At 74.9% G+C, this 24,179-nt stretch carries 24 protein-coding genes; 19 read left to right on the forward strand and 5 right to left on the reverse strand.

Annotated features, from left to right (window positions below; all coding sequences use genetic code 11):
- The first annotated feature begins 8 nt into the window (after positions 1-8).
- Entirely contained in the window at positions 9-683 is a 675-nt protein-coding gene (gene epsC / locus EBM89_RS01705; protein WP_122147728.1) for a serine O-acetyltransferase EpsC, read from the forward strand.
- 63 nt (positions 684-746) lie between these two features.
- Here epsC and EBM89_RS01710 read toward each other — a convergent pair whose 3' ends face one another.
- On the reverse strand, positions 747-1,193 hold the full coding sequence (locus EBM89_RS01710; protein WP_122147729.1) for a methylglyoxal synthase: 447 nt from the start codon (positions 1,191-1,193) through the stop codon (positions 747-749).
- A 137-nt stretch (positions 1,194-1,330) separates the two neighbouring features.
- On the opposite strand from EBM89_RS01710, the gene EBM89_RS01715 reads away from it, so the two are divergent.
- From EBM89_RS01715 to EBM89_RS01775, 14 genes are all read left to right on the forward strand, one after another.
- The gene (locus EBM89_RS01715; protein ID WP_122147765.1) at positions 1,331-2,083 is read left to right on the forward strand and encodes a class E sortase; all 753 of its coding nucleotides are present in this window, start codon (positions 1,331-1,333) and stop codon (positions 2,081-2,083) included.
- Positions 2,083-2,244 (forward strand): hypothetical protein, encoded by a 162-nt coding sequence (locus EBM89_RS21755; protein ID WP_199731936.1) that lies wholly within the window; start codon positions 2,083-2,085, stop codon positions 2,242-2,244. Before EBM89_RS01715 ends, EBM89_RS21755 begins: the two co-directional genes overlap by 1 nt.
- Positions 2,245-2,567: 323 nt before the next feature.
- The gene (locus tag EBM89_RS01720; RefSeq protein WP_147463420.1) at positions 2,568-3,260 is read left to right on the forward strand and encodes an ATP-binding cassette domain-containing protein; all 693 of its coding nucleotides are present in this window, start codon (positions 2,568-2,570) and stop codon (positions 3,258-3,260) included.
- Entirely contained in the window at positions 3,245-4,006 is a 762-nt protein-coding gene (locus EBM89_RS01725) for a hypothetical protein (RefSeq protein ID WP_122147731.1), read from the forward strand. Before EBM89_RS01720 ends, EBM89_RS01725 begins: the two co-directional genes overlap by 16 nt.
- A gap of 121 nt (positions 4,007-4,127) precedes the next feature.
- Complete coding sequence (locus tag EBM89_RS01730) at positions 4,128-5,174, forward strand: LLM class F420-dependent oxidoreductase (protein WP_122147732.1); 1,047 nt, start codon at positions 4,128-4,130, stop codon at positions 5,172-5,174.
- Positions 5,175-5,228: 54 nt separating this feature from the next.
- Entirely contained in the window at positions 5,229-6,422 is a 1,194-nt protein-coding gene (locus EBM89_RS01735) for a benzoate/H(+) symporter BenE family transporter (RefSeq protein ID WP_122147733.1), read from the forward strand.
- A 502-nt stretch (positions 6,423-6,924) separates the two neighbouring features.
- On the forward strand, positions 6,925-7,800 hold the full coding sequence (locus tag EBM89_RS01740; RefSeq protein WP_122147734.1) for an ABC transporter ATP-binding protein: 876 nt from the start codon (positions 6,925-6,927) through the stop codon (positions 7,798-7,800).
- Positions 7,801-7,832: 32 nt separating this feature from the next.
- Positions 7,833-8,897: an aliphatic sulfonate ABC transporter substrate-binding protein gene (locus tag EBM89_RS01745; protein WP_122147735.1), complete on the forward strand. Its 1,065-nt coding sequence runs from the start codon at positions 7,833-7,835 to the stop codon at positions 8,895-8,897.
- Positions 8,897-9,766, forward strand: coding sequence for an ABC transporter permease (locus tag EBM89_RS01750; protein WP_122147736.1), 870 nt, complete (start codon positions 8,897-8,899; stop codon positions 9,764-9,766). Before EBM89_RS01745 ends, EBM89_RS01750 begins: the two co-directional genes overlap by 1 nt.
- On the forward strand, positions 9,763-11,823 hold the full coding sequence (gene acs / locus EBM89_RS01755; protein ID WP_122147737.1) for an acetate--CoA ligase: 2,061 nt from the start codon (positions 9,763-9,765) through the stop codon (positions 11,821-11,823). Before EBM89_RS01750 ends, acs begins: the two co-directional genes overlap by 4 nt.
- Positions 11,820-13,259, forward strand: coding sequence for an O-acetylhomoserine aminocarboxypropyltransferase/cysteine synthase family protein (locus tag EBM89_RS01760; RefSeq protein WP_122147738.1), 1,440 nt, complete (start codon positions 11,820-11,822; stop codon positions 13,257-13,259). Before acs ends, EBM89_RS01760 begins: the two co-directional genes overlap by 4 nt.
- Positions 13,259-13,750: a CoA-binding protein gene (locus EBM89_RS01765; RefSeq protein ID WP_122147739.1), complete on the forward strand. Its 492-nt coding sequence runs from the start codon at positions 13,259-13,261 to the stop codon at positions 13,748-13,750. Before EBM89_RS01760 ends, EBM89_RS01765 begins: the two co-directional genes overlap by 1 nt.
- A 102-nt stretch (positions 13,751-13,852) precedes the next feature.
- The gene (locus tag EBM89_RS01770) at positions 13,853-14,389 is read left to right on the forward strand and encodes a PH domain-containing protein (RefSeq protein WP_122147740.1); all 537 of its coding nucleotides are present in this window, start codon (positions 13,853-13,855) and stop codon (positions 14,387-14,389) included.
- Positions 14,386-16,047 carry a PH domain-containing protein gene (locus EBM89_RS01775; RefSeq protein WP_233571471.1) on the forward strand — a complete coding sequence of 554 codons (1,662 nt, stop codon included), beginning with the start codon at positions 14,386-14,388 and terminating at the stop codon, positions 16,045-16,047. Before EBM89_RS01770 ends, EBM89_RS01775 begins: the two co-directional genes overlap by 4 nt.
- Here the strand turns inward: EBM89_RS01775 and EBM89_RS01780 are convergent.
- Positions 15,995-16,645 (reverse strand): TetR/AcrR family transcriptional regulator, encoded by a 651-nt coding sequence (locus tag EBM89_RS01780; protein ID WP_158609432.1) that lies wholly within the window; start codon positions 16,643-16,645, stop codon positions 15,995-15,997. The two genes, EBM89_RS01775 and EBM89_RS01780, sit on opposite strands and share 53 nt — an antisense overlap.
- Before the next feature lie 136 nt (positions 16,646-16,781).
- On the opposite strand from EBM89_RS01780, the gene EBM89_RS01785 reads away from it, so the two are divergent.
- Together EBM89_RS01785 and EBM89_RS01790 are read left to right on the forward strand one after the other, a co-directional pair.
- Positions 16,782-18,302: an MFS transporter gene (locus EBM89_RS01785; protein WP_122147742.1), complete on the forward strand. Its 1,521-nt coding sequence runs from the start codon at positions 16,782-16,784 to the stop codon at positions 18,300-18,302.
- A 193-nt stretch (positions 18,303-18,495) separates the two neighbouring features.
- A complete protein-coding gene (locus tag EBM89_RS01790; RefSeq protein ID WP_122147743.1) occupies positions 18,496-19,176 on the forward strand; it encodes a hypothetical protein in 681 nt (226 codons plus the stop codon).
- Positions 19,177-19,188: 12 nt separating this feature from the next.
- Here EBM89_RS01790 and EBM89_RS01795 read toward each other — a convergent pair whose 3' ends face one another.
- Positions 19,189-19,518: an MGMT family protein gene (locus EBM89_RS01795; protein WP_122147744.1), complete on the reverse strand. Its 330-nt coding sequence runs from the start codon at positions 19,516-19,518 to the stop codon at positions 19,189-19,191.
- A 93-nt stretch (positions 19,519-19,611) separates the two neighbouring features.
- Between EBM89_RS01795 and EBM89_RS01800 the strand changes: the two genes are divergently transcribed.
- Positions 19,612-20,886, forward strand: a complete 1,275-nt coding sequence (locus EBM89_RS01800; protein ID WP_122147767.1) for a GNAT family N-acetyltransferase — start codon at positions 19,612-19,614, stop codon at positions 20,884-20,886.
- A gap of 57 nt (positions 20,887-20,943) precedes the next feature.
- On the opposite strand, the gene EBM89_RS01805 is transcribed toward EBM89_RS01800, so the two are convergent.
- Positions 20,944-21,396, reverse strand: coding sequence for a ribose-5-phosphate isomerase (locus tag EBM89_RS01805; RefSeq protein ID WP_122147745.1), 453 nt, complete (start codon positions 21,394-21,396; stop codon positions 20,944-20,946).
- Positions 21,397-21,526: 130 nt separating this feature from the next.
- Here EBM89_RS01805 and EBM89_RS01810 point away from each other — a divergent pair, with 130 nt between their 5' ends.
- Positions 21,527-23,503, forward strand: coding sequence for a M13 family metallopeptidase (locus tag EBM89_RS01810; RefSeq protein ID WP_122147746.1), 1,977 nt, complete (start codon positions 21,527-21,529; stop codon positions 23,501-23,503).
- 61 nt (positions 23,504-23,564) lie between these two features.
- On the opposite strand, the gene EBM89_RS01815 is transcribed toward EBM89_RS01810, so the two are convergent.
- Positions 23,565-24,143, reverse strand: a complete 579-nt coding sequence (locus tag EBM89_RS01815) for a DUF6636 domain-containing protein (protein WP_122147747.1) — start codon at positions 24,141-24,143, stop codon at positions 23,565-23,567.
- Positions 24,144-24,179: the final 36 nt, after the last annotated feature.

Here is a 24,179-nt window from a genome sequence, read left to right on the forward strand (position 1 = left end):
CCCCCACCATGACCTCGACCACCCGGCTGCCCGCGACGGGCGACCGCGTGCCCCACCCGGCGCGCGGCCCCCGCCCGACACCGGACGCCGTCGCGCACTGGCGACGCGTCCGGCGGTTCGCGCGGACCCTGCGCGAGGACCTGGACGCCGCCCGGCGCCGGGACCCCGCCGCGCGGTCGGGCGTCGAGGTCGCGCTGGCCTACCCCGGTCTGCACGCCGTGTGGGTGCACCGGGTCGCGCACCGCATGTGGCGCGAGCCCGCGCTGCGGCTGCCCGCCCGGCTGCTGTCCCAGGTGTCCCGCGCGGTCACGGGCGTGGAGATCCACCCGGGCGCGACGATCGGGCGCCGGTTGTTCATCGACCACGGCATGGGTGTCGTCATCGGCGAGACCGCGGTGGTCGGAGACGACGTGGTGCTGTTCCACGGTGCCACGTTGGGCGGCAAGACGATGAAGCGCGGCAAGCGGCACCCCACGGTCGGCGACCGGGTGGTGGTCGGCGCGGGCGCGAAGGTGCTCGGGCCGGTGTGGATCGGCGACGACGCCCAGGTGGGTGCGAACGCCGTCGTGCTGAAGGACGTCCCGCCGGGCTCCGTCGCCGTGGGCGTCCCCGCGAAGATCCGGCAGAAGCCGTCGACCGCTCCCCCGGAGCCCGAGGTCGACGACCCCGCGATCTACATCTGAGACGACCGACGCCCCGGACCGGGCCCCGCTGCCCGGTCCGGGGCGTCGTCGTGCGTGCCCGCGTCAGGCGGAGGGGGCGCTGCCGTCCCAGGTGCGCGCGCCGATCTCCGGGCGGCTGGTCCACGCCTCCGCCAGCATCGGCGACGAGATGAGCATGTCCGCGGTGGCGGCGTTGGCCGCCATGGGGACGTTCCACACCGCGGCGATCCGCAGCAGCGCCTTCACGTCGGGGTCGTGCGGCTGCGGCTCCAGCGGGTCCCAGAAGAACACCAGCATGTCGATGGTGCCCTCGGCGATCTTCGCGCCGATCTGCTGGTCGCCGCCGACCGGGCCGGACAGCAGCCGGGTCACCGGCAGGCCGAGCTCGTACTCGAGCATGGTGCCCGTGGTGCCGGTCGCGTAGAGGTGGTGCCGCGAGAGCGTGCCCTTGTTGAACTCCGCCCAGCGGAGCAGGTCCACCTTCTTGTTGTCGTGGGCCACGAGGGCGATGTGGTGAACGGCGCCGGGCATGGCGGGGTCCTTCCGTGGTGCGGGGTCGCGCGCGGGGGTGCACGCCTGCGCACACGATAGAGCGCCCGGCGGCCGCGATCTGCGTAGGTGATCCCGTGGCGGGACTGGGTGGTGGCGAGGCCGCCTACCGTCTGCGGATGCCCTCGACCCGACGCCATGCCCGCCGCCGCCCCGGCTCCGCCGGTGCCGTCGTCGCCGGTGTGCTCGGCGAGGTGCTGCTCACGCTCGGCGTCGTCCTGGCCCTCTTCGTCGTCTGGCAGCTGTGGTGGACGTCGGTCGTCGCCGGCCGGGAGGCGGACGCGGTCGTGGACGCCTTCCGGCAGGCGGTTCCCGCGGCTGCCGCCGCGGAGACGCCGCTCCGGACCGACGACCCGCCGGTGGCCGAGCCCGTCGCACACGGCGGCACCATCGGCGTGCTGACCGTCCCCCGCTGGGAGGGCCTGACCAACAACGCCATGCCCGTCGTGGAGGGCACCTCCCAGGACCTGCTGGACCGCGCGCTCGCCGGGCGGTACTCCAGCACGCAGCAGCTCGGCGAGGTCGGCAACACGGTGCTCGCCGGGCACCGGCGCTCCTACGGCGACTCGTTCCGGTACGTGAACCGGCTGGAGCCCGGGGACCCGATCATCGTGGAGACCGCGACCACCTGGTACGTCTACGAGGTCACCGGGGACGAGATCGTCACCCCCGACACCACCGACGTGCTGCTGCCCGTGCCCCGCCAGCCCGGCGTCGAGCCCACCGAGCGGACGCTCACGCTCACCACCTGCCACTCGCTGACCCTCGGTGAGTACGGCAACGACCACCGCTGGATCACCTACGCACGGTTCGTCGGCTGGCTGGACCGTGCCGACGGCACGCCGCCGCAGCTCCGGGAGGGGACCGCCTGATGTACGCCTGGGTCTTCCGGCACCTGCCCGGACCGCTGCCGGTGCGAGTGCTCCTCGCGCTCGTGCTGCTCGCCGGGGCGGTCGCCGCGCTGTTCACGTGGGTGTTCCCCGCGGTCGCCCCGTACCTGGAGGTCCTCGGCGGCGACCCGGCGCTCGACTAGGGCGCACTGACGCAGTGGTTCGGTTCATCTCCGCGGACGTCGAGCACGGCCGCACCGGCGACCTGGAGCCGCGCCGTGTGCAGCGGGGGCCCGCCGCCCCCTCCGGAGAGGCGAGCACCCGGGACAGTTCGCCGAGGCAACGGACGTAGGTCCTCCTGCTGCCCGATCCACCCTCATATCGTTCCGTCGAGGAGTTCAGCCGCCCCAGGCTCCCCGCCTTGAGGGAAGGTTCTCGTCATGAGCGACATGCTCACGGCCCTGGAGTCCAGCGACACCGTCGTCGATCTCGCCGACCAGGGCGGCCTGGACCCGAGGTGACCCCCGTGCCCGACCTCGGACTCCTCGAGATCTCCGACCTGCGTGTGCGCCTCGGGCGACGCCAGGTCCTGCGCGGCGTCGACCTCACCATCCCCGCCCGGGGCCAGATCGTCGGCCTGTTCGGCCCCAACGGGGCTGGCAAGACCACGCTGATGCGCTGCCTGGTCGGCCTGCTCGAGCGCTACCAGGGCCGCATCGACCTCCCCGGCGGCGGTGTGTCGTACATGCCCGACTACCCCTACCTCTACCCGTTCCTGACCATCGAGCAGTGCGAGGCGCTGTTCCGGTCCCGGTACGAGGACTTCAGCCCCGAGGTCGCCCGCGAGCTGTTCGACACGCTGGGGCTCGACCGCTCGCGGCGGGTCGGCGAGCTCTCCAAGGGGATGTCCGAGCAGGCCCACGTCGCCCTGACGTTCGCGCGGCGCGTCCCGTTGTACGTGCTGGACGAGCCGCTGGCTGCCGTCGACCCCTACACCCGGGGGCTGCTGGTGGACCTCGTACGCCGGCTCCGTCCCCCCGACTCGGTGACGATCATCAGCACGCACATCATCCAGGAGGTCGGCGAGCTCTTCGACGAGGTCGCGATGCTGCTCGACGGGCAGGTGCTGCGGCACGACCAGGTCGCGGACCTGCCCGCGGGCACCGAGCTCGAGGACGTCTACAAGCAGGAGGTGGCGGCGCGATGGGCGACGACCTGAGGATCCAGCTGCTGAGGTACCGCGGCACCTACGGCGGACTCACCGCGGCGCTGCTCGCGTGCGGTGTCGCGACCGCTGTCTGGCACGACCAGGAGGCCGTGCTGATCACCGGGTCGCTGCTGACGATGGTGCTGTGGTGCTTCGCCTGCGCGTACGCCGCCTACGAGGTGTTCCGTGTCCTGCACGCGGCCGACGACTACCTCCTGCTCTCCGTCCCGGGAGGGGGGCGGGCGGCGGTCCTGGTCCGTGGGCTCGCGCTGCTGATCTGGCTCGCCGTCCTCGCCGTCGTGGAGGTCGGGTGCTGGGCGGCGGCCTGGGTCGTCCGGGACGCCGGGCCGAGCGCCGCGCAGATCGCCTACGCCGCCGGCACCCGGGTCGTGTCACTGACCGCGTTCCTCGCCCTCGCCGTCCTGCTGGCGCTCGCGACGAAGCCGCTGCGCGCCCGCACGTGGGCGCTGATCTCCACGATCGGGGCGCTCGCCGTCCTGATCATCGCGATCGGCGCGCTCCAGCTGGCGCTCGTCCGGCTCCAGCACCCGGACTACGTCTGGACCATGGGCATCGACACGGAGTACTTCGGCATCAGCCAGTACGCCACCGCGTTGCCCCTCGCCATGCGACCGCGAGACCTGACCTCGGTCGCGCAGACGGTGCTCCCCGTCACCGCGGCGGTGAACCTCGCCGCCATCGGTCTCGCAGCCGCGATCTGGTGGCCGCTCCGACGCCAACGACTCAACCTCCCCTGATCCGCCCGGGTGCACGCAGCACCGACGGACGCCCGGATCACCGCGCTCTGGCCGGACCCGTCCGCGCACGGCACGATGGCCTCGACGCGCTCACCGGCGAGCGCGCAGGGCAGGAGGCGGCATGCGGCTGGGCTACCACACGGGCTACTGGTCGGCGGGTCCCCCACCGGGTGCGGCCGAGGCGGTGCTCGACGCCGACCGGCTCGGCCTGGACTCGGTGTGGACCGCCGAGGCGTACGGCTCGGACGCGTTCACCCCGCTGGCCTGGTGGGGCGCGCGGACGTCCCGGGTCCGGCTCGGCACCGCGGTCGCGCAGGTCGCCGCGCGCACCCCGACCGCGACCGCGATGGCGGCGCTCACGCTGGACCACCTGTCCGGCGGACGGTTCACGCTCGGGCTCGGGGTGTCGGGGCCGCAGGTCGTCGAGGGCTGGTACGGCCTGCCGTACCCGCGCCCGCTCGCCCGCACCCGGGAGTTCGTGGCGATCGTCCGGGACGTGCTGCGCCGGGAGGCGCCCGTGCGGACGGACGGCGCGTTCTACCGGCTGCCGCTGCCCGCCGACGAGGGCTCCGGGCTCGGCAAGGCGCTGCGGTCCACGGTGCACCCGCTGCGGGCCGACCTGCCGATCCACCTGGCCGCCGAGGGCCCGAAGAACATCGCGCTCGCCGCCGAGATCGCCGACGGCTGGCTGCCGCTGTTCTCCGCGCCCCGGCTGGACGACGAGGTCCGCACGCTGCTCGCCGACGGGTTCGCCGCCCGCCGCGACCGTCCCGCGGACGCCGAGGCGCAGGCCGGGTTCGAGGTGACCGCGACGGTGCCGGTCGTGCTCGGCGAGGACGTCGAGTCCGCGGCCGACGCCGTCCGCCCGTTCGTCGCGCTGTACGCCGGGGGCATGGGCACGAAGGGCGCGAACTTCCACGCGAACGCGCTCGCCCGGCTCGGGTACGCCGACGCCTGCACCGAGATCCAGGCGCACTGGGCTGCCGGGGACCGCGCCCGCGCCGCCGCCGCGGTGCCCACGGAGCTGGTGCGGGACGTCGCGCTGGTCGGCACCGAGGCCGACGTGCGGGAACAGGCCGAGGCGTGGCGCGGCACCGTCGTCACGACGCTGCTGATCCAGGCCGCCCCGGACCAGCTCGAGCGGATCGTGCGCGCCCTGACCCCCTGATGAACGGGCGGACGGGCAACGCCGCCGACACACGGCTCGGCTACCGTCCGGCGGATGACGACCCCGACCGCCGGCCCCGCCGCCGCGACGCCGCCTGACCGCGGGACGCACGTCGCCGCCGGTGTGGTCACCGCGCTGGTCGGGTTCACCTCGGCGTTCGCGGTCGTGCTGGGCGGGCTCCGCGCCGTCGGGGCGACGCCCACGCAGGCGGCGTCGGGCCTGCTCGCCGTGACGGTCGCGATGGGCGCCGCGACCGTGCTGCTCGCGTGGCGCACCCGGCTGCCGATCACCGTCGCCTGGTCCACCCCGGGCGCGGCCCTGCTCGCGACCACCGGCACCGCCGCGGGCGGGTGGCCCGAGGCCGTGGGTGGGTTCCTGGTCTGCGGGCTGCTGCTCGCGGCCGTCGGGCTGTGGCGGCGGCTCGAGCGGTGGGTGCGGCTCATCCCCGTCCCGATCGCGAGCGCGATGCTCGCCGGGGTGCTCGTGGACCTGTGCCTGCAACCCGTGCTCGCGGTGGTCGACCGGCCGCTGCTGGTCGGCCCCGTGGTGCTGGTCTGGCTGGTGCTGCTGCGGCTCGCGCCGCGCTGGGCGACGCCCGCCGCGATCGGCCTGGCCGTGGCGCTGGCACTCGCCTCGCCGGGGGTGCGCGACCTCGCGGCCGCCGACCTGCTGCCGAGCCCGACCTGGACCACCCCCGCGCTGACCTGGGGCTCCGTGGTGTCGGTGGCCGTCCCGCTGTTCGTGGTGACGATGGCGTCGCAGAACATCCCCGGCGTGGCCGTGCTCGCCGGGTTCGGGTTCGCGGCGCCGCTGCGGCCCGTGATGCTGGTGACCGGCATCGGCACGGTGCTCGCGACACCGTTCGGCGGGCACGCGATCAACCTCGCCGCGATCAGCGCCGCGCTGGCCGCCGGGCCCGAGGGCGGGCCGGACCCGCGCCGCCGGTGGCGCGCCGCCGTCGTCGCGGGGCTCGGCTACCTGGTGCTCGGCGCGGGGTCCGCCGCCGTCGCCGCGGTGGCGCTCGCCGCACCGGCCGGGCTGATCGCCGCCGCCGCCGGGCTCGCGCTGGTGGGGACGCTGGCGTCCTCGCTCGCCGGGGCGTTCGCGCCCACCACGCACCGCGAGGCCGCCGCCGTGACCCTGCTGGTGACGGTCTCCGGGGTGAGCGTCGGCGGGGTGTCGGCGGCGTTCTGGGGGCTGCTCGCGGGCGTCCTCACCCACGTGACCCTCCGCGTCACCCGCCCCTGACCTGCTCCCGACCGGCCGCCCACCCCGCGGACGCGGGCTTGTGAGCAGGGGTCGCGACCGCTACTGTCGGAGCGATCCCGAGGCGTGAGCAGTCGCGTCTCATCATGTGGGACTTTGAGTCGAGGCATCGAGAGGAGACGGCCCGTGGCCCGGTCGACGCACCCGCGCACCCCCCGCCCGGGCCTCCTGATGCCCGCCGGACGCCGCTGTTGTCGCCCCATGGCGAGCTGTCCGCGCTCCCACCGCGCCGCCTGACCCGCGCTGGCACCACGCCCGGGTCGCGCCGCACCGAGCCACCGGACCTCCCGGCCGCAGGCCACCGCCGATCCGCCCCGCGGACCGCCGGACGAGCCCGCCCCTGACGCCGTCCGGTCGCGCGCAGCACCGGCCGCCAGCGTCGCCCGCACCCCACGCACCCCACGCACCGCGCGGCGCAGCACGCGCCCGCACCGCCTCGCCGCACAGCGCCACCCCCCGGTGGCCAGACGACACGGGAACCCCCATGACCCGCACCCCCAGCAGCACCGCCATCACCAGCACGGCGACCGACCCCGCCCCGGCCGCCGTCGGCGACGCCCGCCCCGTCGCGCTGCGCGGCGTCGCCCGGACGTTCGCCACCCCGTCCGGCCCGCGCCCCGTGCTGGCCGGGCTGGACCTGGAGATCGCCGCGGGCGAGGTCGTCGCGGTGATCGGCCCGTCGGGCTGCGGCAAGTCGACGCTGCTGCGGCAGGTCGCCGGGCTGGACGCCCCGGACGCGGGCGAGGTGCTGCTCGGCGGGACCCCGGTGGCGCCGTACGACGCGCGGACCGCGGTGGCGTTCCAGGAGCCGCGGCTGCTGCCCTGGCGGACGCTGGCGCACAACGTCGCGCTGGGGCTGCCGCGCGGCACCCCGCGCACCCAGGCCCGCGAGCAGGTGGCCCGGCTGCTGGACCTCGTGGGCCTGTCGGGCTCGGCCGGGCTGCGACCCCGGCAGGTGTCGGGCGGCATGGCGCAGCGGGCGTCGCTGGCCCGGGCGCTGGCCCGCCGCCCGGGGGTGCTGCTGCTCGACGAGCCCTTCGGGGCGCTCGACGCGCTCACGCGGCTGCGGATGCAGGACCTGCTGCTCGAGGTCCACGCCTCCCGGCCCACGACCGTGCTGCTGGTGACGCACGACGTGGAAGAGGCCCTGTACCTGGCCGACCGCGTGGTGCTGCTCGCCGCGCTCGACCCGGCCGCCCCGGGTGCCGCGTCGGTCCGGTCGGTGATCACCGTGCCCGGTGACCGGCCGCGGGACCGTGCCGACGCCCGGCTCTCCGAGCTGCGCGCCGAGCTGCTGGACGGCCTCGGCGTCCCGACGCACCACCACGTGCACGACCCCGACCTGCACCACTCCATCTGATCCCTCCCCCACCCCCACCCCTGGAGACCGCCATGACCGCCCGCACCACCGCACGCCGCCTCGCGCGCCGCCCGATCGCCCTCGGCGCGAGCGCCGTCGCCGCGACCCTGCTGCTCGCCGGCTGCGTCGCCGGCGAGGGCGAGGCGCAGGCCGCCCCCGAGGACGGGACCACCGCCGAGGGGTGGAGCGCCGACACGCTGACGCTCGACTTCGCGACGTACAACCCGCTGAGCCTGGTGATCAAGGACCAGGGCTGGATCGAGTCGACGCTCGGCGACGACGTGACGGTCGAGTGGGTGCAGTCGGCGGGGTCGAACAAGGCGAACGAGGCGCTGCGCGCCGGGGCGGTCGACGTGGGCTCGACGGCTGGCTCGGCGGCGCTGCTGGCGCGGTCGAACGGCTCGCCGATCCGCACGATCGACGTGTACTCGCAGCCCGAGTGGGCCGCGCTGGTCGTCCCCGAGGGCTCGGACATCACGGACGTCGCCGACCTGGCGGGCCGGTCCGTGGCCGCGACCAAGGGCACCGACCCGTACTTCTTCCTGCTGCAGGCGCTGGACGAGGCGGGCGTGGACCCGGCGGACGTCGAGGTGCAGAACCTGCAGCACGCGGACGGCAAGGCGGCGCTGGAGAACGGCTCCGTCGACGCGTGGTCCGGCCTGGACCCGCTGATGGCCGCGAGCGAGGCCGAGGCGGGCTCGACGCTGCTGTACCGGAACGTCGACTTCAACACCTACGGGTTCCTCAACGCGACGCAGGACTTCCTCGACGCCAGCCCGGACCTGGCGCAGGTCGTCGTGGACGCGTACGAGAAGGCGCGCGCCTGGGCGCAGGAGAACCCGGACGAGGTCGTGAGCATCCTCGCGGAGGTCGCGGGCATCGACCCGGCCGTCGCGGAGACGGTGATCACCGAGCGCACGACGCTGGACATCGACCCGGTCCCGGGCGACGCGCAGCGCGCGGTGCTCGAGGTCGTCGGGCCGATCTTCGTGGAGTCCGGCGACGTCGCGAGCCAGGACCTCGTGGACGCGGCGCTTGACGAGCTGTTCGAGCCGACGTACGCCGAGGCCGCCGACCCGAGCACCATCGCCGGCTGATGAGCGTCACCGTCACCGGCACCAGCGCGCCGGTCACCGACACCCGCGGCCGGGCCGTGCCCGGGCTGAACCCGTTCAGCCCCGGGCACGCCGCCCGCCCGGGTGCGGGCCCGCTGTCCCGCCGCCCCGTGCGGCTGGCGCTGGGCCTGGCCCTGCCCGCCGTCCTGCTGGTGACCTGGCAGGTGGTGACGTCGACCGGGCTGGTCGCGCCGTACCAGCTGCCGAGCCCGGCGTCGGTCTGGACAGCGGCGGTCGACCTCGTCGAGCGCGGGCTGCTCGGGCAGTACGTCGCGATCTCGACGCAGCGCGTCGTGCTGGGCTTCCTGATCGGGGCGGCGCTCGGCCTGGCGGTCGGCTCGCTGGTGGGGCTGTCCCGGCTGGCCGGGTCGCTGCTCGAGACGACGCTCGGCGCGGTGCGCGCCGTGCCGTCGCTCGCGTGGGTGCCGCTGCTCATCCTCTGGATGGGGATCGGTGAGGACTCCAAGCTGACGCTCATCGCGATCGGGGCGTTCTTCCCCGTGTACACGACCGTCGTCGCCGCGCTGCGGCACGTCGACCCGCACCTGGTCGAGGCCGGGCGTGCGTACGGGCTGCGCGGGGCGCGGCTGCTGGGGGCCGTGCAGCTGCCCGCGGCCGTGCCGTCCGTGGTGGCGGGGCTGCGGCTCGCCCTGGCGCAGTCCTGGCTGTTCCTGGTGGCCGCCGAGCTCATCGCCTCGTCGATGGGTGTCGGGTTCCTCCTGATGGACAGCGGGCAGAACGGCCGCGTCGACCGGGCGATCCTCGCGATCCTCCTGCTGGCGCTGCTGGGCAAGACGACCGACGCGCTGATCGGCCTCGCCGAGAAGTCGCTGCTGAAGAGGTGGGCATGACGTTCGACGCGTTGCAGACCGAGTCCCGGACCTTCCCCGCACCCGCGGGCGACTGGAACATCGACCCCGAGGAGCACGCCCGCCTGCTGGCGCTGGCCGAGGCGGACCCGGTCGGGTTCTGGGAGGACGCGGCGCGCCGCCTGGAGTGGGCGGAGCCGTGGCACACCGCGCACACTTGGTCCCCCGCGGTGCCCGTCGAGGGCGGGGCCGAGGGCGACCTCACGGTCCCCGAGGCGCAGTGGTTCGTCGGCGGCCGGCTGAACGCCGCCGTCAACTGCGTCGACCGGCACGTCGCGGCCGGGCGCGGGGACAAGGTCGCGATCCACGCCGAGGGCGAGCGGGGCGACCGGCGGTCGATCACGTACGCCGACCTGCAGCGCGAGGTGTCCCGCGCGGCGAACGCCCTGACGGACCTGGGCGTCGGCCCCGGCGACCGGGTCGTGGTGTACCTGCCCGTCATCGCCGAGACGGTGGTCGTCACCCTCGCCATCGCCCGCATCGGCGCGGTGCACTCCCTGGTGTTCGGCGGGTTCTCCGCGGAGGCCGTGCGGTTCCGGGTGCAGGACACCGGCGCGAAGGTGCTGGTCACCAGCGACGGGCAGTTCCGCCGGGGCCAGGCCGTCGAGGTGAAGTCGGCCGCCGACGAGGCCGTCGCGGGCCTGGACCACGTGGAGCACGTGCTCGTGGTCCGTCGCACCGGCCAGGACGTCGCCTGGACGCCCGGCCGCGACGTCTGGTGGCACGAGGTCGTGGACGCCGCGTCCGACCAGCACGAGGCGCAGGCGTTCGACGCCGAGCACCCGCTGTTCATCATCTACACCTCGGGCACCACGGGGAAGCCGAAGGGCCTGGTGCACACCACCGGCGGCTACCTCACGCACGCGTCCTGGTCGCACTGGGCGGTGTTCGACGCCCGCGACGACGACGTGCACTGGTGCACCGCGGACCTCGCGTGGGTCACCGCGCACACCTACGAGATCTACGGGCCGCTCAGCAACGGGCTGACCCAGGTCATCTACGAGGGCACCCCCGACACCCCGCACCGCGAGCGCCACCTCGAGGTCATCGAGCGCTACGGCGTCACGGTCTACTACACCGCCCCGACCCTGATCCGGACCTTCATGACCTGGTTCCCCGACGGGCTGCCCGCCGGGCACGACCTGTCGAGCATCCGGCTGCTCGGGACCGTCGGCGAGGCCATCAACCCCGAGGCGTGGGTGTGGTTCCGGACCCAGTTCGGCGCGGACCGCGCACCCGTCGTGGACACCTGGTGGCAGTCCGAGACCGGTGCCGCCGTGATCGCCCCGCTGCCCGGCGTCACGACGCTGAAGCCCGGGTCCGCCACCCGCGCACTGCCCGGGCTGTCCGCCAAGGTCGTGGACGAGGCCGGCGCCGAGGTGCCGCGCGGCTCCGGCGGGTACCTGGTGATCGACCGCCCGTGGCCCGGCATGGCCCGCACCGTGTGGGGCGACGCGCAGCGCTACCTCGACTCGTACTGGCGGCCGTTCGCCGCGCACGGCTACTTCCTCGCCGGGGACGGCGCGTCCTGGGACGCCGACGGCGACGTCTGGCTGCTCGGGCGCGTGGACGACGTCGTCAACGTCGCGGGGCACCGCCTGTCGACCATCGAGATCGAGTCCGCCCTCGTCGCGCACCCCGCCGTGGGTGAGGCCGGGGTCGCGGGGGTCGCGGACGCCGTCGGCGGGCAGGCCGTCGCCGCGTTCGTCGTGCCGTCCGTGCCGCCGGGCCCGGTGGCGGACGTCGCCGCCTGGCGGGCCGCCGCGGCCGCGCTGCGCGAGGACCTGCGAGCCCAGGTCGCCCGCGAGATCGGCCCGGTCGCCAAGCCGAAGCACCTCGTCCTCGTGCCGGAGGTCCCCAAGACCCGCTCCGGCAAGATCCTGCGCCGCCTGCTCGCCGACCTGCACGACGGCCGTCCGCTCGGCGACGTCACGTCCCTGCAGAACCCGTGGGCGGTGGACCAGGTCGCCGCCCTGCTGCGGGACGGGACTACCCTCGCCCCCACCACCGCCCCGGACCAGGAGGCAACCCGAGCATGACCAGCGAGCACCGCTTCGGCTTCCGCACCCGCGCCCTGCACGCCGGGGCCATCCCCGACGCCGCGACCGGCGCGCGCGCCGTGCCGATCTACCAGACGACGTCCTTCGTGTTCAACGACACCACGGACGCCGCGAACCTGTTCGCCCTGCAGAAGTACGGGAACATCTACTCCCGGCTCGGCAACCCCACGGTCGCGGCGTTCGAGGAGCGCATCGCGTCCCTGGAGGGCGGCATCGGCGCCGTCGCCACCGCCTCCGGCATGGCCGCGGAGTTCATCACGTTCGCCGCGCTGGTCGGGGCGGGCGACCACGTCGTCGCCTCCGCGCAGCTCTACGGCGGCACCGTGACGCAGCTCGACGTCACGCTGCGCCGGTTCGGCGTCGAGACGACGTTCGTCGCGGGCACCGACCCCGCCGACTACGCCGCCGCGATCCGCCCCGAGACCAAGGTCGTCTACACCGAGGTCGTCGCGAACCCCTCCGGCGAGGTCGCCGACCTGGCCGGGCTCGCCGAGGTCGCGCACGCCGCCGGGGTCCCGCTGGTCGTGGACGCCACGCTCTCGACCCCGTACCTGGTGCGGCCCATCGAGCACGGCGCCGACATCGTCATCCACTCCGCCACGAAGTTCCTCGGCGGGCACGGCACCACGCTCGGAGGCGTCGTCGTGGAGTCCGGGCGGTTCGACTGGGGCAACGGCAAGTTCCCGCAGATGACCGAGCCCGTGCCGTCGTACAACAACGTGAAGTGGTGGGAGAACTTCGGGGAGTACGGGTTCCTCACCAAGCTGCGCTCCGAGCAGCTGCGGGACATCGGCCCGTCGCTGTCCGCGCAGTCCGCGTTCCAGCTGCTCCAGGGCGTCGAGACGCTCCCGCAGCGGCTCGACGCGCACCTCGCCAACGCGCGGACCGTCGCCGAGTGGCTCGACGCCGACCCGCGCGTCACCACCGTGCACTGGGCCGGTCTGCCCTCGCACCCGCACCACGAGCGCGCCGCGCACTACCTGCCGCTCGGCCCCGGCTCGGTGTTCGCGTTCCGGCTCGCCGCCACCCCCGACCGCGACGGGCGGGAGGTCGGCCGCCGGTTCATCGAGCACCTGCAGCTCGCCAGCCACCTCGCCAACGTCGGCGACGCCCGCACCCTCGTCATCCACCCGGCGTCCACGACGCACCAGCAGCTGTCCGCCGACCAGCTCGCCGCCGCGGGCGTGCCGGAGGACCTGGTGCGGATCAGCGTCGGACTGGAGGACCCCGAGGACATCCTCTGGGACCTCGACCAGGCGCTCACGGCCGCGACCGCCCCGGTCGAGGCACCCGCGTCGTCCGACGGCGCCGCCGCGGCCGCCGCCCGGCCGACCGTCCCCGTCGCCCCCGTCGTCGGCGGTGCCGTGACCGGCATCGCCGGCGGCGCGGCCTGCTCCGTCCCGGAGGCGAACTGATGAGCACGCCCACCCGCACCTGGCAGGGCCCGAGCGCACCCGACCGGCTCGCGCTGCTGCGCCGCACCCGGTCCATCGCGATCGTCGGCGCGTCCAACAACCCGGCGCGCGCGTCGTACTTCGTCACGACGTACCTGCTGTCGTCGTCGCCGTACGACGTCTACCTCGTCAACCCGCGTGAGACCGAGATCCTCGGGCAGCCCGTCTACCCGTCGCTCGACGCCCTGCCCGTCGTCCCGGACCTGGTGGACGTCTTCCGGCGGCACGACGACCTGCCGACCGTGCTGGACGAGACCCTCGCCGTCGGGGCACCGGCCCTGTGGCTGCAGCTCGGGTCCTGGCACGAGGACGTCGCGCGGCGCGGCGAGGCGGCCGGGCTGACGGTCGTCATGGACCGGTGCGTGAAGATCGAGCACGCCCGGTTCCACGGCGGCCTGCACCTCGCGGGCTTCGACACGGGCGTGATCTCCTCCCGCCGCGAGCTCACGTAGCGCCAGCAGGCGCCGACGGTACGGAGTCGGCCTGTGCGCGGGCCCCGCGCGACAGGCCGACTCCGTCCTCTCGGCGCCCGAGGGCGCGTGCTTGACTGCGGTATGGACCCGACGCCGCCCGTCCCCCACGACCTGTCGCCGCCAAGAGACGTCCCGCTCCGGCTGCGCCCGCCCCGGCACCGCGTCGACCCGCGGGCGCGCCGGTGGTGGCTGCTGCGGGCGCTGGCCTCGGCCGGCGCCGTGACCGTCGTCATCGGCGTCGTCTGGTGGCTCTGGGAGCCCGCCCGGCCCTGGCTCACGGCCCCGCTCGTGCTCGCCGCGCTGTGGACCGCGGCCCGCGCGGTGGTCGAACCCCGGGTGCGGTACGCCGTGCACCGGTGGGAGGCGACCGACCTGGCCGTCTACGGGCTCACCGGCTGGCTCGTCCGGGAGTGGCGCGTCGCCCCGCTGTCGCGGGTGCAGACGGTCGACGCCGTGCGCGGGCCCCTGGAGCAGGCGCTCGGGCTCGCCACCCTGCGGGTCACCACCGCGTCGTCCAGCGGCGCCATCAGCATCCGCGGCCTCGACGCCGACCTCGCCGCGGAGCTCGCGGAACGTCTGACGGCCGTCACCGAGCAGACCCCCGGGGACGCGACGTGACCGGGGAGCCCGACGCCGGGCCCGTCGGGGCAGTGAGGACGGCGCTCCCGGCCGAGGCGCCCGCCGACGCGGTCGACGGCGTCGTCGAGGCGGACCACCCCGTCGCCGACGACGGCACGCCCTGGTCCCGGCTCGCCCCGCGGATGATCGCCGTCGACCTCGCCCGGACCCTGCTGTCGCTGTCCCCCACCGCCGTCGCCGTCGGGGTGTTCGGCGTCGAGGCGTCCTGGTCCTCGCTGTGGCCCCTGCTCGCGCTCGGGGCGTTCGGGGTCGTCGGCGCCGTCCTCGACGCGGTGCGCTGGGCGGTCACCCGCTACCGCGTCACCGACGAGTACGTCGAGCGCCGGTCCGGACTGCTGGTGCGCCGGTACCGCTCGGTGCGCCGCGACCGGATCCGCAGCGTCGACACCACGGCCCGGCTGCGGCACCGGCTGTCCGGGCTGCGCGTCGTGCTGGTCGGCGCCGGGCAGCAGGTCGCCGCGGGCGAGTCGGCGCTGACGCTGGACGCGGTGTCGCGGCGCGACGCCGAGCGGCTGCGGGCGGTGCTGCTGGACCGGGTCGCGGACTCCCCGTCCGCCGCGGACGACGGCGTGCGGGTGCTCGCGCGGTTCCGGCCCTGGTGGGTCGTCTACAACATGGTGAGCATCTGGTCGTTCGTCACGGCCGCCGGGCTGCTCTGGGGCGCGTACTGGCTGCTCACCGGGTTCGGGCTGGACCCGGTGGGCTGGGTCGAGGCGATGCTGCCCTGGGACCGCCTCGGTCGGGTCGGCACGGTCCTCGTCGGGCTCCTGCTCGTGCTCGTCGTCGGGGCCGTCGGCATGGCGGCGAGCTACCTGGCGACGTCCTGGGGCCTGGAGCTCGCGCGCGTCCCCGGCGAGGCCGGCACGCACCTGCGCACCCGGCAGGGTCTGCTCACCACCCGCGAGGTGAACCGGGACGACCGGCGGCTGCGCGGGGTGACCGTGTCCGAGCCGGTGCTGTGGCGGTGGATGGGCATGGCGGACACCTCGGTGATCACCACGGGCCTGTCCGTCTGGGCGTCCTCGCAGCCCGCCGCCGTGCTGCCGCGCGGTCCGGCGTCGGTGGCGTGGCCGGTCGCGCGGGCCGTGCTCGACGCGGACCCCGACCCGGTCGGCGCGCCCCTGGTCCGGCACGCGCGCGGCGCCCTGCGCCGGCGGCTGTGGTGGGCGACCGCGACCAGCCTCGCCGTGACGGCCGTGCTGGCCTGGCTCGCGTCGACCGAGGTGCTGCCCGCGTGGGCCCCGTGGGGCGGCGCCGTGCTGTGGCCGGTGGCGCTGCTCGCCGCGGTCGTCGCGTACCGCGCCCTCGGGCACGCCGTCGTCGGCGACTACGTCGTGCTGCGTTCCGGGTTGGCCGCGCGGGCCACCACCGCGCTGCGCCGGGACGCCGTGAGCACGATCGCGCTGCGGGAGTCGCTGCTGCAGCGTCGGCTCGGGCTGCGGAGCGTCGCCGCGATGACCTCGGCCGGGTGGGGCCGGTACGACGCGCCGGACATCGCTGCCGACGAGGCGCTGCGGTTCGCCGTCGCCGCGGCACCGGGGCTGCTGGAGCCGTTCCTGGTGGGCGCGCCGGAGGGGCCGGGCGTCAGCGGGCCTCGGGGAGCAGCGCCGGGCGACCCGTCGCCAGGGGCTCGATGACGGTGTCCACCAGGCGCTCCGCGAAGGCGGCGTCCATCGGCTGGTGCGTGACGACCTTGTGGTAGTGCACCATCGCGGGCCCGACGGCCGCGAGCATGTCGAGGTCCACGCCGGGGGCGGTGTCCCCGCGCTGGTGCGCGCGCTCCAGCACCTGCCGGGCGAGCCGGACCCGCCCGGCCACGAACGCCTCGTGGAACACCGAGCGCACCTCGGGCTCGTCGCGGATCGCGGTGAGCAGCCCGGTCATGAGCTCGTCGTTCTTCATCCGGCTGGCCATGGTGAAGATGCTCAGCAGGTCCTCGCGGAGCGAGCCGGTGTCGGGGACCTCGTCGATGGTGACCTGCTTGCTGCACAGCACGCTGTCGACGGTGAGGTCGGTCTTGGACGGCCAGCGGCGGTAGACGGTGGCCTTGCCCGCCCCGGCGCGCTCGGCGACGGCGTCCATGGTCATCCCGGCGTAGCCGCGCTCCATCAGCAGCTCGCGGGCGGCCTGGAGGATCAGCTCGTCCTTGGACTCGTCGCGCCGTCGTCCCGGTCGCCTGGCCGGTGCCGGCGCCGGGTCCGACGCCCCGGGCGTCGCGTCGTCGCGCGCTGACATGTCCGGCTCCTCTCGTCGTGCGCCATTGTGCCCATGCTCACGTCCGGAACCAAATCGAGACCGGGGGGTTTCGGAACTCACCGGTCTTGGTTTATGGTCGCTGCACCCCCACACCGACGTCTCCCGGAGCACCGCCATGTCCGCACCCGCCACCCCCACGGCGACCACCCCCGCCGCCCACGGCCGGCGCTGGCTCGTCCTCGCCACCGTGGCCCTCGCCCAGCTGATGGTCGTGCTCGACGCCACCATCGTGAACATCGCGATGCCCTCGGCCCAGGCCGAGCTCGGCTTCAGCGACAACGACCGGCAGTGGATCGTCACCGCCTACGCCCTCGCGTTCGGCAGCCTGCTGCTGCTCGGCGGCCGCCTGTCCGACATGTTCGGGCGCCGCCGCATGTTCCTTATCGGCCTCGTCGGGTTCGCCGTCGCGTCCGCGCTCGGCGGCGCCGCCGGGACCTTCGGGCTGCTCGTCGCCGCCCGCGCCCTGCAGGGCGTCTTCGGCGCCGTGCTCGCCCCCGCCGCGCTGTCCGTGCTGACCACGACCTTCACCGACCCCAAGGAGCGCGGCCGCGCGTTCGGCATCTTCGGCGCCATCGCGGGCATGGGCGGCGCCATCGGCCTGCTGCTCGGCGGCTACCTCACCGAGAACTTCGACTGGCGCTGGAACCTCTACGTCAACGTCGTCATCGCCGCCGTCGCGTTCGTCGCCGGGCTCGCCCTGCTCCCCCGCCTCGTCGGCACCGCGGGCCACCGCCTCGACCTGCCCGGCGTGCTGCTCGGCTCGACCGGCCTGTTCGCCCTCGTCCTCGGCTTCTCGCAGGCCGAGCCCCAGGGCTGGGACTCCGTGGCCACCTGGGGGCCGCTCGCCGCGAGCGTGCTGCTGCTGATCGGCTTCGTGCTGCGCCAGCGCACCGCCCCGCACGCCGTCCTGCCCCTCGGCGTGATCCTCGACCGGGACCGCGGCGCCTCCTACGTCGCGATCCTCGTCGCCGGGTCCGGCATGTTCGGCGTCTTCCTGTTCCTCACGTACTACCTGCAGTCGACGCTCGGCTACTCCCCGATGCGCACCGGCGTCGCGTTCCTGCCGATGGTGCTGTCCATCATCGTGACGGCGCAGATCCAGTCGAACCTGCTCATCCCCCGGTTCGGCCCGAAGGTCCTCGTGCCCATCGGCATGCTGCTCGCCGCGGGCGCGATGCTGACCTTCACCACGCTCGGCGCCGACACCGCCTACGCCAGCCACGTGCTGCCCGGCCTCGTGCTCATGGGCGTCGGGATGGCGTCGATCATGCCCGCGTCGTTCCAGCTCGCCACCCTCGGCGTCGAGCAGCGGCTCGCCGGGGCCGCGTCGGCCCTGGTGTCCACCAGCCAGCAGGTCGGCGGCGCCATCGGCACCGCCCTGCTGAACACCCTCGCGGCCACCGCCGCGGCGGCGTACGTCACCGACCACACCACGGGCGGGGCCCCGAGCCCGCAGGTGCTCGCCGAGGCGGCGCTGCACTCGTTCGACACCGCCTACGCGTGGTCGGCGGGCATCTTCGCGGGCGGCGCGGTGCTCGCGGCCGTGCTGTTCCGGACCCGCGCCGACCGCGCCGCGCGCGTGGCGGCGGCCCCGGTGGCCGCGGGTGCCTCGGCGGAGCCGGTCACGGCGCACTGACGCCGATCAGCACGGAGCCAGCGCCCGGCGACAGGGCGTGCACGTCACGTGCACGCCCTGTCGTCGTTCCGTCGGGCACGCACCAGACGCCACCGCGTAGGTGCTGTGGGTAGCGCCACGGTGGTCGTGGGGCTGCGAGTCTCGTCGTCTGACGTCCGGAGCCCGAGCCGGACCAGACTCGGAGGAGACCGGGATGCGGAGCGCGTCGGCCACGGCACTCGTCACTCTGTCCGCTCTGGCCCCGGTCGCCCTGGCCGGGTGCACCCAGGTCGGCGGGCCCGACGACGTGGACGCTCCGCCCACGTCCTCCGCCCGCGAGGCACCCGCCGCGCCGAGCGCGCCCCTCACGGAGGCCGACCTCGAGATGCTGATGATGGTGGACGCGACGCCGGAGGGGATGACCTGGCTCGCCAGCCCACCGGCGACCTGGACCGCACTCCCGTCGTCGACCGGGACATCATCCTGGCAGGTCGCAGACTCGCGCTGCCAGGTGAGCCTCACCCGCCTCCAGGGGTACGGGAGCAAGGAGACCCCGACCGCGTCCGAGGTCGTGCACGACATCGTTCGGCGGGGTGCTGCCGCGCTCGGGACCGAGGTCGACTTCGCACCGGCTGGCCTGCTGGGCGTCCCGGCGGTCCTGGCACACACGCCTGAGGGCGTCATCTTCGAGATGGGCTTCGCCCGCACCCGCTTCGCCGACGCCAGCGGTCTCCTGCAGGGTGATGCCATCGGTTTCCGCGACGGCGGTGACCTCGCCCTGACTGCCCATGTCATGTGCGGCGACGGTGAGTACGAGGAGCACCGCGACGAGCTGCTGCGGTTCCTCACGACCCAGGTCAGGATCGAGCTGAGGTTCGCCGGCCCGGGTGGCTGACGGCTCCGACGGTCAGTCGTCCGGGAACCAGATCGCGCGGCGCAGGGCCACGCGCGTGCCGTCGGCGCTGAGCGGCGTCGCCTCGGCGCGCAGGTGCTCCAGCGCGGCGCGGGCGTGGTGCGCCGGGGGTGAGCCCGCGGCGTTGACCACCCGCCACCACGGCACCCCGGACCCGCCGCGCGCCATGACCTGCCCCACCTGACGGGGCCCGCCCCGCGCGGGCAGCCCGGCGGCGACGAACCGGTCCGCGACGACCTCGGCGATCGTCCCGTAGGTCATCGCACGACCCGACGGGATCGCCTCGACCACGTCGAGGACGGCCTCCAGGTAGTCGTCGTCCACTCGGCCTCCTCCGCGCGCGTCGCCCCGAGGGTAGCCGGGACCGACCTGCGAAAACACGTGACCACCGCCGCCGAGTGCGCGCACGATGAGGGCATGCGCCCCGTGCCCGCCGGCTACCGGCTGACCGTCGTCCCCGCCGAGCGCGTCGACGAGTTCCGCGACGTCGACAGCATCGCCTTCGCGATGCCGCCGCGCGACCCGGCGAACGACGCGGCCGTGCCGTTCCCGATCCCGGCGGACCGCACGGTCGGCGTCGAGGACGGGTCCGGTGCGCTGGTCGCCGCGCACGGGTCGTACGCGTTCACGCTGCCGACCCCGGGCGGGTCGGTGCCGTGCGCCGGGCTCACGTGGGTGGGCGTGCGTCCCGACCACCGGCGGCGCGGGCTGCTGTCGGCGATGATCGGCGCGCACCTCGACCGGTCGCTGGCGCGGGGCGAGGTCGTCTCGGCGCTGTTCGCGATGGAGGCGGGCATCTACGGGCGGTTCGGGTACGGGTCGGCGGCGGACAACGTCGGCGTGACGGTGCCCCGGGGCTCGGCGCTGCGCGACGTGCCCGGCGCGGCCGATCTGACGGTGCGGTTCGCGACGCTCGACGCCGACGCGCACCTCGACCTCGTGGACCGGGTGCACGTCGCCGCCGGCGCGGGACGTCCCGGGTGGATCGCCCGCGGGAGCGACGCGCGGCGCCGCATCGCGGTCGCGGACCCGCCGCCGTGGCGCGAGGGCGGCGAGGCCGCGCGGCTGCTGACCGTGCACGACACCGCCGGTGAGCCGCGTGGGTACGCGATCCTGCGCCGCAAGGCTGCCTGGACGGACGGCAATCCGGCGTACACGGTGCAGGTGCGGGAGGCCGTGGCGCTGGACGCCGCCGCGACGCACCGGCTCTGGTCGGCGCTGCTGGACCTCGACCTGACGGTGAGCGTCGAGGCCCGGCTGCTCCCGGTGGACGACCTGCTGCTGCACCTGCTGGTGGAGCCGCGCCGCGCCGCCGCCAAGGTGGACGACAACATCTGGCTCCGGCTCCTCGACGTGCCCGCGGCGCTCGCCGGGCGCCGGTACGCCGCGCCGGTCGACGCCGTCCTCGATGTCACGGACGCGCTGCTGCCCGCGAACGCGGGCCGGTGGCGGCTGGTCACCGGGGACGCGGGCCCGGACGGCACCTACCCGGCGACGGTGCAGCCCGCCGGTGACGCCGCCCCGGACCTGACCCTGGACGTGCGGGAGCTCGGCGCGGCCTACCTCGGCGGCCGGACGCTCACCGCGCTGGCCGGGGCCGGCCTGGTCACGGGCCGCGACGCGGCCACGCTGCACCGCGCGTCCACGGCGTTCACCAGCCCGCTCGCCCCGGTCTGCACCTGGGTCTTCTGACCCCGGTCCACCCCGCCGTCGCGCGCGACTCGGGCGCAGCGCCCAGCGCGTCGGCCGTCAGCCGCGGGCGGACTCGTACGCGGCGAGCTGGTCGATGCGGCGCTGGTGGCGGGGGTCGCCGCTGAACGGCTCGTCCACGAACGCCTGCACCAGCGCCAGCGCCTCGTCCACAGAGTGCTGCCGGGCGCCGATCGCGACGACGTTCGCGTCGTTGTGCTGGCGGCCGAGGCGCGCGGTGTCGTCGTTCCACGCGAGGGCAGCACGCACGCCGGGGACCTTGTTCGCGGCGATCTGCTCGCCGTTGCCCGACCCGCCGATGACGACGCCGAGGCTGCCCGGGTCCGCGACGACGGCCTCGCCCGCGGCGAAGCAGACGGACGGGTAGTCGTCCTGGGGGTCGTACTCGTGGGCGCCGTGGTCGACGACGTCGTGGCCGGCGGCCTGCAGGTGCTCGACGATCGCGACCTTGAGCTCGAACCCGGCGTGGTCGGCGGCGACATGGATACGCATGGGGCCATCCTGCCCCACCGCGGCGGTCCCGGCGCCGCCGCGTCCACCGGCACCCGCCCCGGGGGCGTCCTAGGCTGGTCGGCGGTGCGAGTCCTCGCACCGGCCCGGACCGAAGGGACCCCTGACACCCATGACCCGCAGCGGCATCGACACCTCGGCCCTCGACCCGGCCGTGCGCCCGCAGGACGACCTGTACGCCCACGTCAACGGCCGCTGGGTCGCGCAGCACGTCATCCCGGCGGACCGCGCGATGGACGGCTCGTTCCGCGCCCTGCACGACCAGGCCGAGGAGCAGGTCCGCGACATCATCACCGAGGCCGCGGAGCAGGCGGACGGCGGTGGCGTGCAGGCGCAGATCGGTGCGCTGTACGCGAGCTTCATGGACACCGACGCGGTCGAGGCGGCAGGCACCGACCCGCTGCGCGCGGACCTCGCGCCGGTCGCGGCGGCGACCACCCGCCAGGACCTCACCGACGTGCTCGGCACGCTCCAGCGCACGGGCGCGGGTGGTGCGGCCGGGTTCTGGGTGGACAACGACGCGAAGGACCCCGAGCGGTACGTCGTCTACCTCACGCAGTCCGGCCTGGGCCTGCCCGACGAGTCGTACTACCGCGACGAGCAGTACGCCGAGGTGCTGGGCGCGTACCGCCCGCACGTCGCGCGGATGCTGCTCCTCGGCGGCTGGGCCGCGGACCAGGATGCCGCGGACGAGGGCGCGGGCCGGGTGCTGGAGCTCGAGACGAAGATCGCCGCCGGGCACTGGGACGTCGTGAAGGACCGCGACGCGGACCTCACGTACAACCCGACGACGCTGGCGGAGCTCGCCACGTCGGCGCCCGGCTTCGACTGGGAGGCGTGGGCGCGCGCGCTCGGCGCCCCGCAGGCGGCACTGGACGACCTGGTGGTGCGCGAGCCGTCGTTCGCGACCGCGTTCGCGGCGCTGTGGGCGTCGGAGCCGGTCGCCGACTGGCAGGCGTGGCTGGCGTACCACGCGATCACCGCGCGGGCCCCGTACCTGTCGTCCGCGCTGGTGGAGGCGAACTTCGACTTCCACGGCCGCACCCTGACCGGTGCGCAGGAGCTCCGGGACCGCTGGAAGCGCGGCGTCTCGCTGGTCCAGGGCGTGCTCGGCGAGGCCGTCGGCGAGGTCTACGTCGCCCGGCACTTCCCGCCGGCGCACAAGGAGCGCATGGAGGTGCTGGTCGGCCACCTGGTGGAGGCGTACCGCGAGTCCATCACCGCGCTCGACTGGATGGGCGAGGAGACGAAGGCCAAGGCCCTCGCCAAGCTCGACGCGTTCACCCCGAAGATCGGCTACCCGGTGAAGTGGCGCGACTACGCGGGCCTGGACCTGCGCGCCGACGACCTGGTCGGCAACGTGCGCCGCGCCTCGGCGTTCGAGCAGGACTACGAGCTCGCCAAGATCGGGAAGCCGATCGACCGCGACGAGTGGTTCATGACCCCGCAGACCGTCAACGCGTACTACAACCCCGGCATGAACGAGATCGTGTTCCCGGCCGCGATCCTGCAGCCGCCGTTCTTCGACGCCGACGCGGACGACGCCGTGAACTACGGGGGCATCGGCGCGGTCATCGGGCACGAGATCGGCCACGGCTTCGACGACCAGGGCTCGAAGTACGACGGCCAGGGCCGCCTCGAGGACTGGTGGACCGAGTCCGACCGCGCGGAGTTCGAGAAGCGCACGTCGGCGCTGGTCGCGCAGTACGACGCGTTCTCGCCGAAGCAGCTCGACGGGTCGCACCACGTCAACGGCGCGCTCACCATCGGCGAGAACATCGGCGACCTCGGCGGGCTGTCCATCGCCCTCAAGGCGTACCGCATCGCGCTCGGCACGTCGCTGGACGAGGCGCCCGAGGTCGACGGGTTCACCGGCACGCAGCGGGTCCTGCTCGGCTGGGCGCAGGTCTGGCAGGCCAAGGGCCGCGACGAGGAGGTGATCCGCCGCCTCGCGGTGGACCCGCACTCCCCCGACGAGGTCCGCTGCAACGCGGTCGTGCGCAACGTGGACGAGTACTACACGGCGTTCGACGTGCAGCCGGGCGACGGGCTGTACCTCGCCCCGGAGGACCGCGTCCGCATCTGGTGATGGCACGGGCCGCGACCACCCCGCTCGGGTGGTCGCGGCCCGTCGTCGTGCCGAGGGTGCCTCAGGGCAGGTTCGTCAGCGCCGCCGTCGCGACCCGGAACCCGACGCCGGAGTCCGCGACCACGCAGGCCATGCCGTCCGTCCCGGACGTGCACGTGTACCCGGCGACCTGCTGCGAGCGCCCGTAGTCCAGCACCGGGGTGTCCGCGGACGCGGCCACCGGCGCGGGGCCTTCGACGCACGGCGTCGTGACCCCGTCGGCCTCGCTGAGCACGATGGTGTGCCCGGTGGTGCCGGTGCAGCCCTCGGCGGGCGGGACGTCGAACTGCTTGTTCGCGATCTGGCAGGTGACGCCGTCGGGCGACATCGTGCAGGAGATGTTGCCGGACGGGGACGCGAACGTGGTCGCCTCGTCGGACGTCTCGACCGAGGTCGGCTCGTCGCCGCTGCTCGGGCCGTCCGACCCCTCGTCGGTCGCTGCGGGCGCGGCGGACGTGCTCGGCGCGGTGGCGGCGGGGTCGCCGTCGTCCGGGCCGCCGCCGAGCACCACGATCGCGGCGACGACGAGGACCAGCACGAGGACGACGTCCACGGCGAGGAAGATCTTCACGCCGCGGCTCAGGCTCGCGAACGCTCCCATGGTGACCTCCGGGCGGGGGACTGGTGGGCGGTGTCG

Source organism: Cellulomonas triticagri (assembly GCF_003696205.1).
GTDB classification, from domain to species: domain Bacteria; phylum Actinomycetota; class Actinomycetes; order Actinomycetales; family Cellulomonadaceae; genus Cellulomonas; species Cellulomonas triticagri.

Excerpts from the sequence above, each read along its gene's own strand:
- epsC (WP_122147728.1), top strand. The coding sequence starts at position 9 with ATGACCTCGACCACCCGGCTGCCCGCGACGGGCGACCGCGTGCCCCAC.
- EBM89_RS01710 (WP_122147729.1), bottom strand. The coding sequence starts at position 1,193 with ATGCCCGGCGCCGTTCACCACATCGCCCTCGTGGCCCACGACAACAAG.
- EBM89_RS01715 (WP_122147765.1), top strand. The coding sequence starts at position 1,331 with ATGCCCTCGACCCGACGCCATGCCCGCCGCCGCCCCGGCTCCGCCGGT.
- EBM89_RS21755 (WP_199731936.1), top strand. The coding sequence starts at position 2,083 with ATGTACGCCTGGGTCTTCCGGCACCTGCCCGGACCGCTGCCGGTGCGA.
- EBM89_RS01725 (WP_122147731.1), top strand. The coding sequence starts at position 3,245 with ATGGGCGACGACCTGAGGATCCAGCTGCTGAGGTACCGCGGCACCTAC.
- EBM89_RS01730 (WP_122147732.1), top strand. The coding sequence starts at position 4,128 with ATGCGGCTGGGCTACCACACGGGCTACTGGTCGGCGGGTCCCCCACCG.
- EBM89_RS01735 (WP_122147733.1), top strand. The coding sequence starts at position 5,229 with ATGACGACCCCGACCGCCGGCCCCGCCGCCGCGACGCCGCCTGACCGC.
- EBM89_RS01740 (WP_122147734.1), top strand. The coding sequence starts at position 6,925 with ATGACCCGCACCCCCAGCAGCACCGCCATCACCAGCACGGCGACCGAC.
- EBM89_RS01745 (WP_122147735.1), top strand. The coding sequence starts at position 7,833 with ATGACCGCCCGCACCACCGCACGCCGCCTCGCGCGCCGCCCGATCGCC.
- EBM89_RS01750 (WP_122147736.1), top strand. The coding sequence starts at position 8,897 with ATGAGCGTCACCGTCACCGGCACCAGCGCGCCGGTCACCGACACCCGC.
- acs (WP_122147737.1), top strand. The coding sequence starts at position 9,763 with ATGACGTTCGACGCGTTGCAGACCGAGTCCCGGACCTTCCCCGCACCC.
- EBM89_RS01760 (WP_122147738.1), top strand. The coding sequence starts at position 11,820 with ATGACCAGCGAGCACCGCTTCGGCTTCCGCACCCGCGCCCTGCACGCC.
- EBM89_RS01765 (WP_122147739.1), top strand. The coding sequence starts at position 13,259 with ATGAGCACGCCCACCCGCACCTGGCAGGGCCCGAGCGCACCCGACCGG.
- EBM89_RS01770 (WP_122147740.1), top strand. The coding sequence starts at position 13,853 with ATGGACCCGACGCCGCCCGTCCCCCACGACCTGTCGCCGCCAAGAGAC.
- EBM89_RS01780 (WP_158609432.1), bottom strand. The coding sequence starts at position 16,645 with ATGTCAGCGCGCGACGACGCGACGCCCGGGGCGTCGGACCCGGCGCCG.
- EBM89_RS01785 (WP_122147742.1), top strand. The coding sequence starts at position 16,782 with ATGTCCGCACCCGCCACCCCCACGGCGACCACCCCCGCCGCCCACGGC.
- EBM89_RS01790 (WP_122147743.1), top strand. The coding sequence starts at position 18,496 with ATGCGGAGCGCGTCGGCCACGGCACTCGTCACTCTGTCCGCTCTGGCC.
- EBM89_RS01800 (WP_122147767.1), top strand. The coding sequence starts at position 19,612 with ATGCGCCCCGTGCCCGCCGGCTACCGGCTGACCGTCGTCCCCGCCGAG.
- EBM89_RS01805 (WP_122147745.1), bottom strand. The coding sequence starts at position 21,396 with ATGCGTATCCATGTCGCCGCCGACCACGCCGGGTTCGAGCTCAAGGTC.
- EBM89_RS01810 (WP_122147746.1), top strand. The coding sequence starts at position 21,527 with ATGACCCGCAGCGGCATCGACACCTCGGCCCTCGACCCGGCCGTGCGC.
- EBM89_RS01815 (WP_122147747.1), bottom strand. The coding sequence starts at position 24,143 with ATGGGAGCGTTCGCGAGCCTGAGCCGCGGCGTGAAGATCTTCCTCGCC.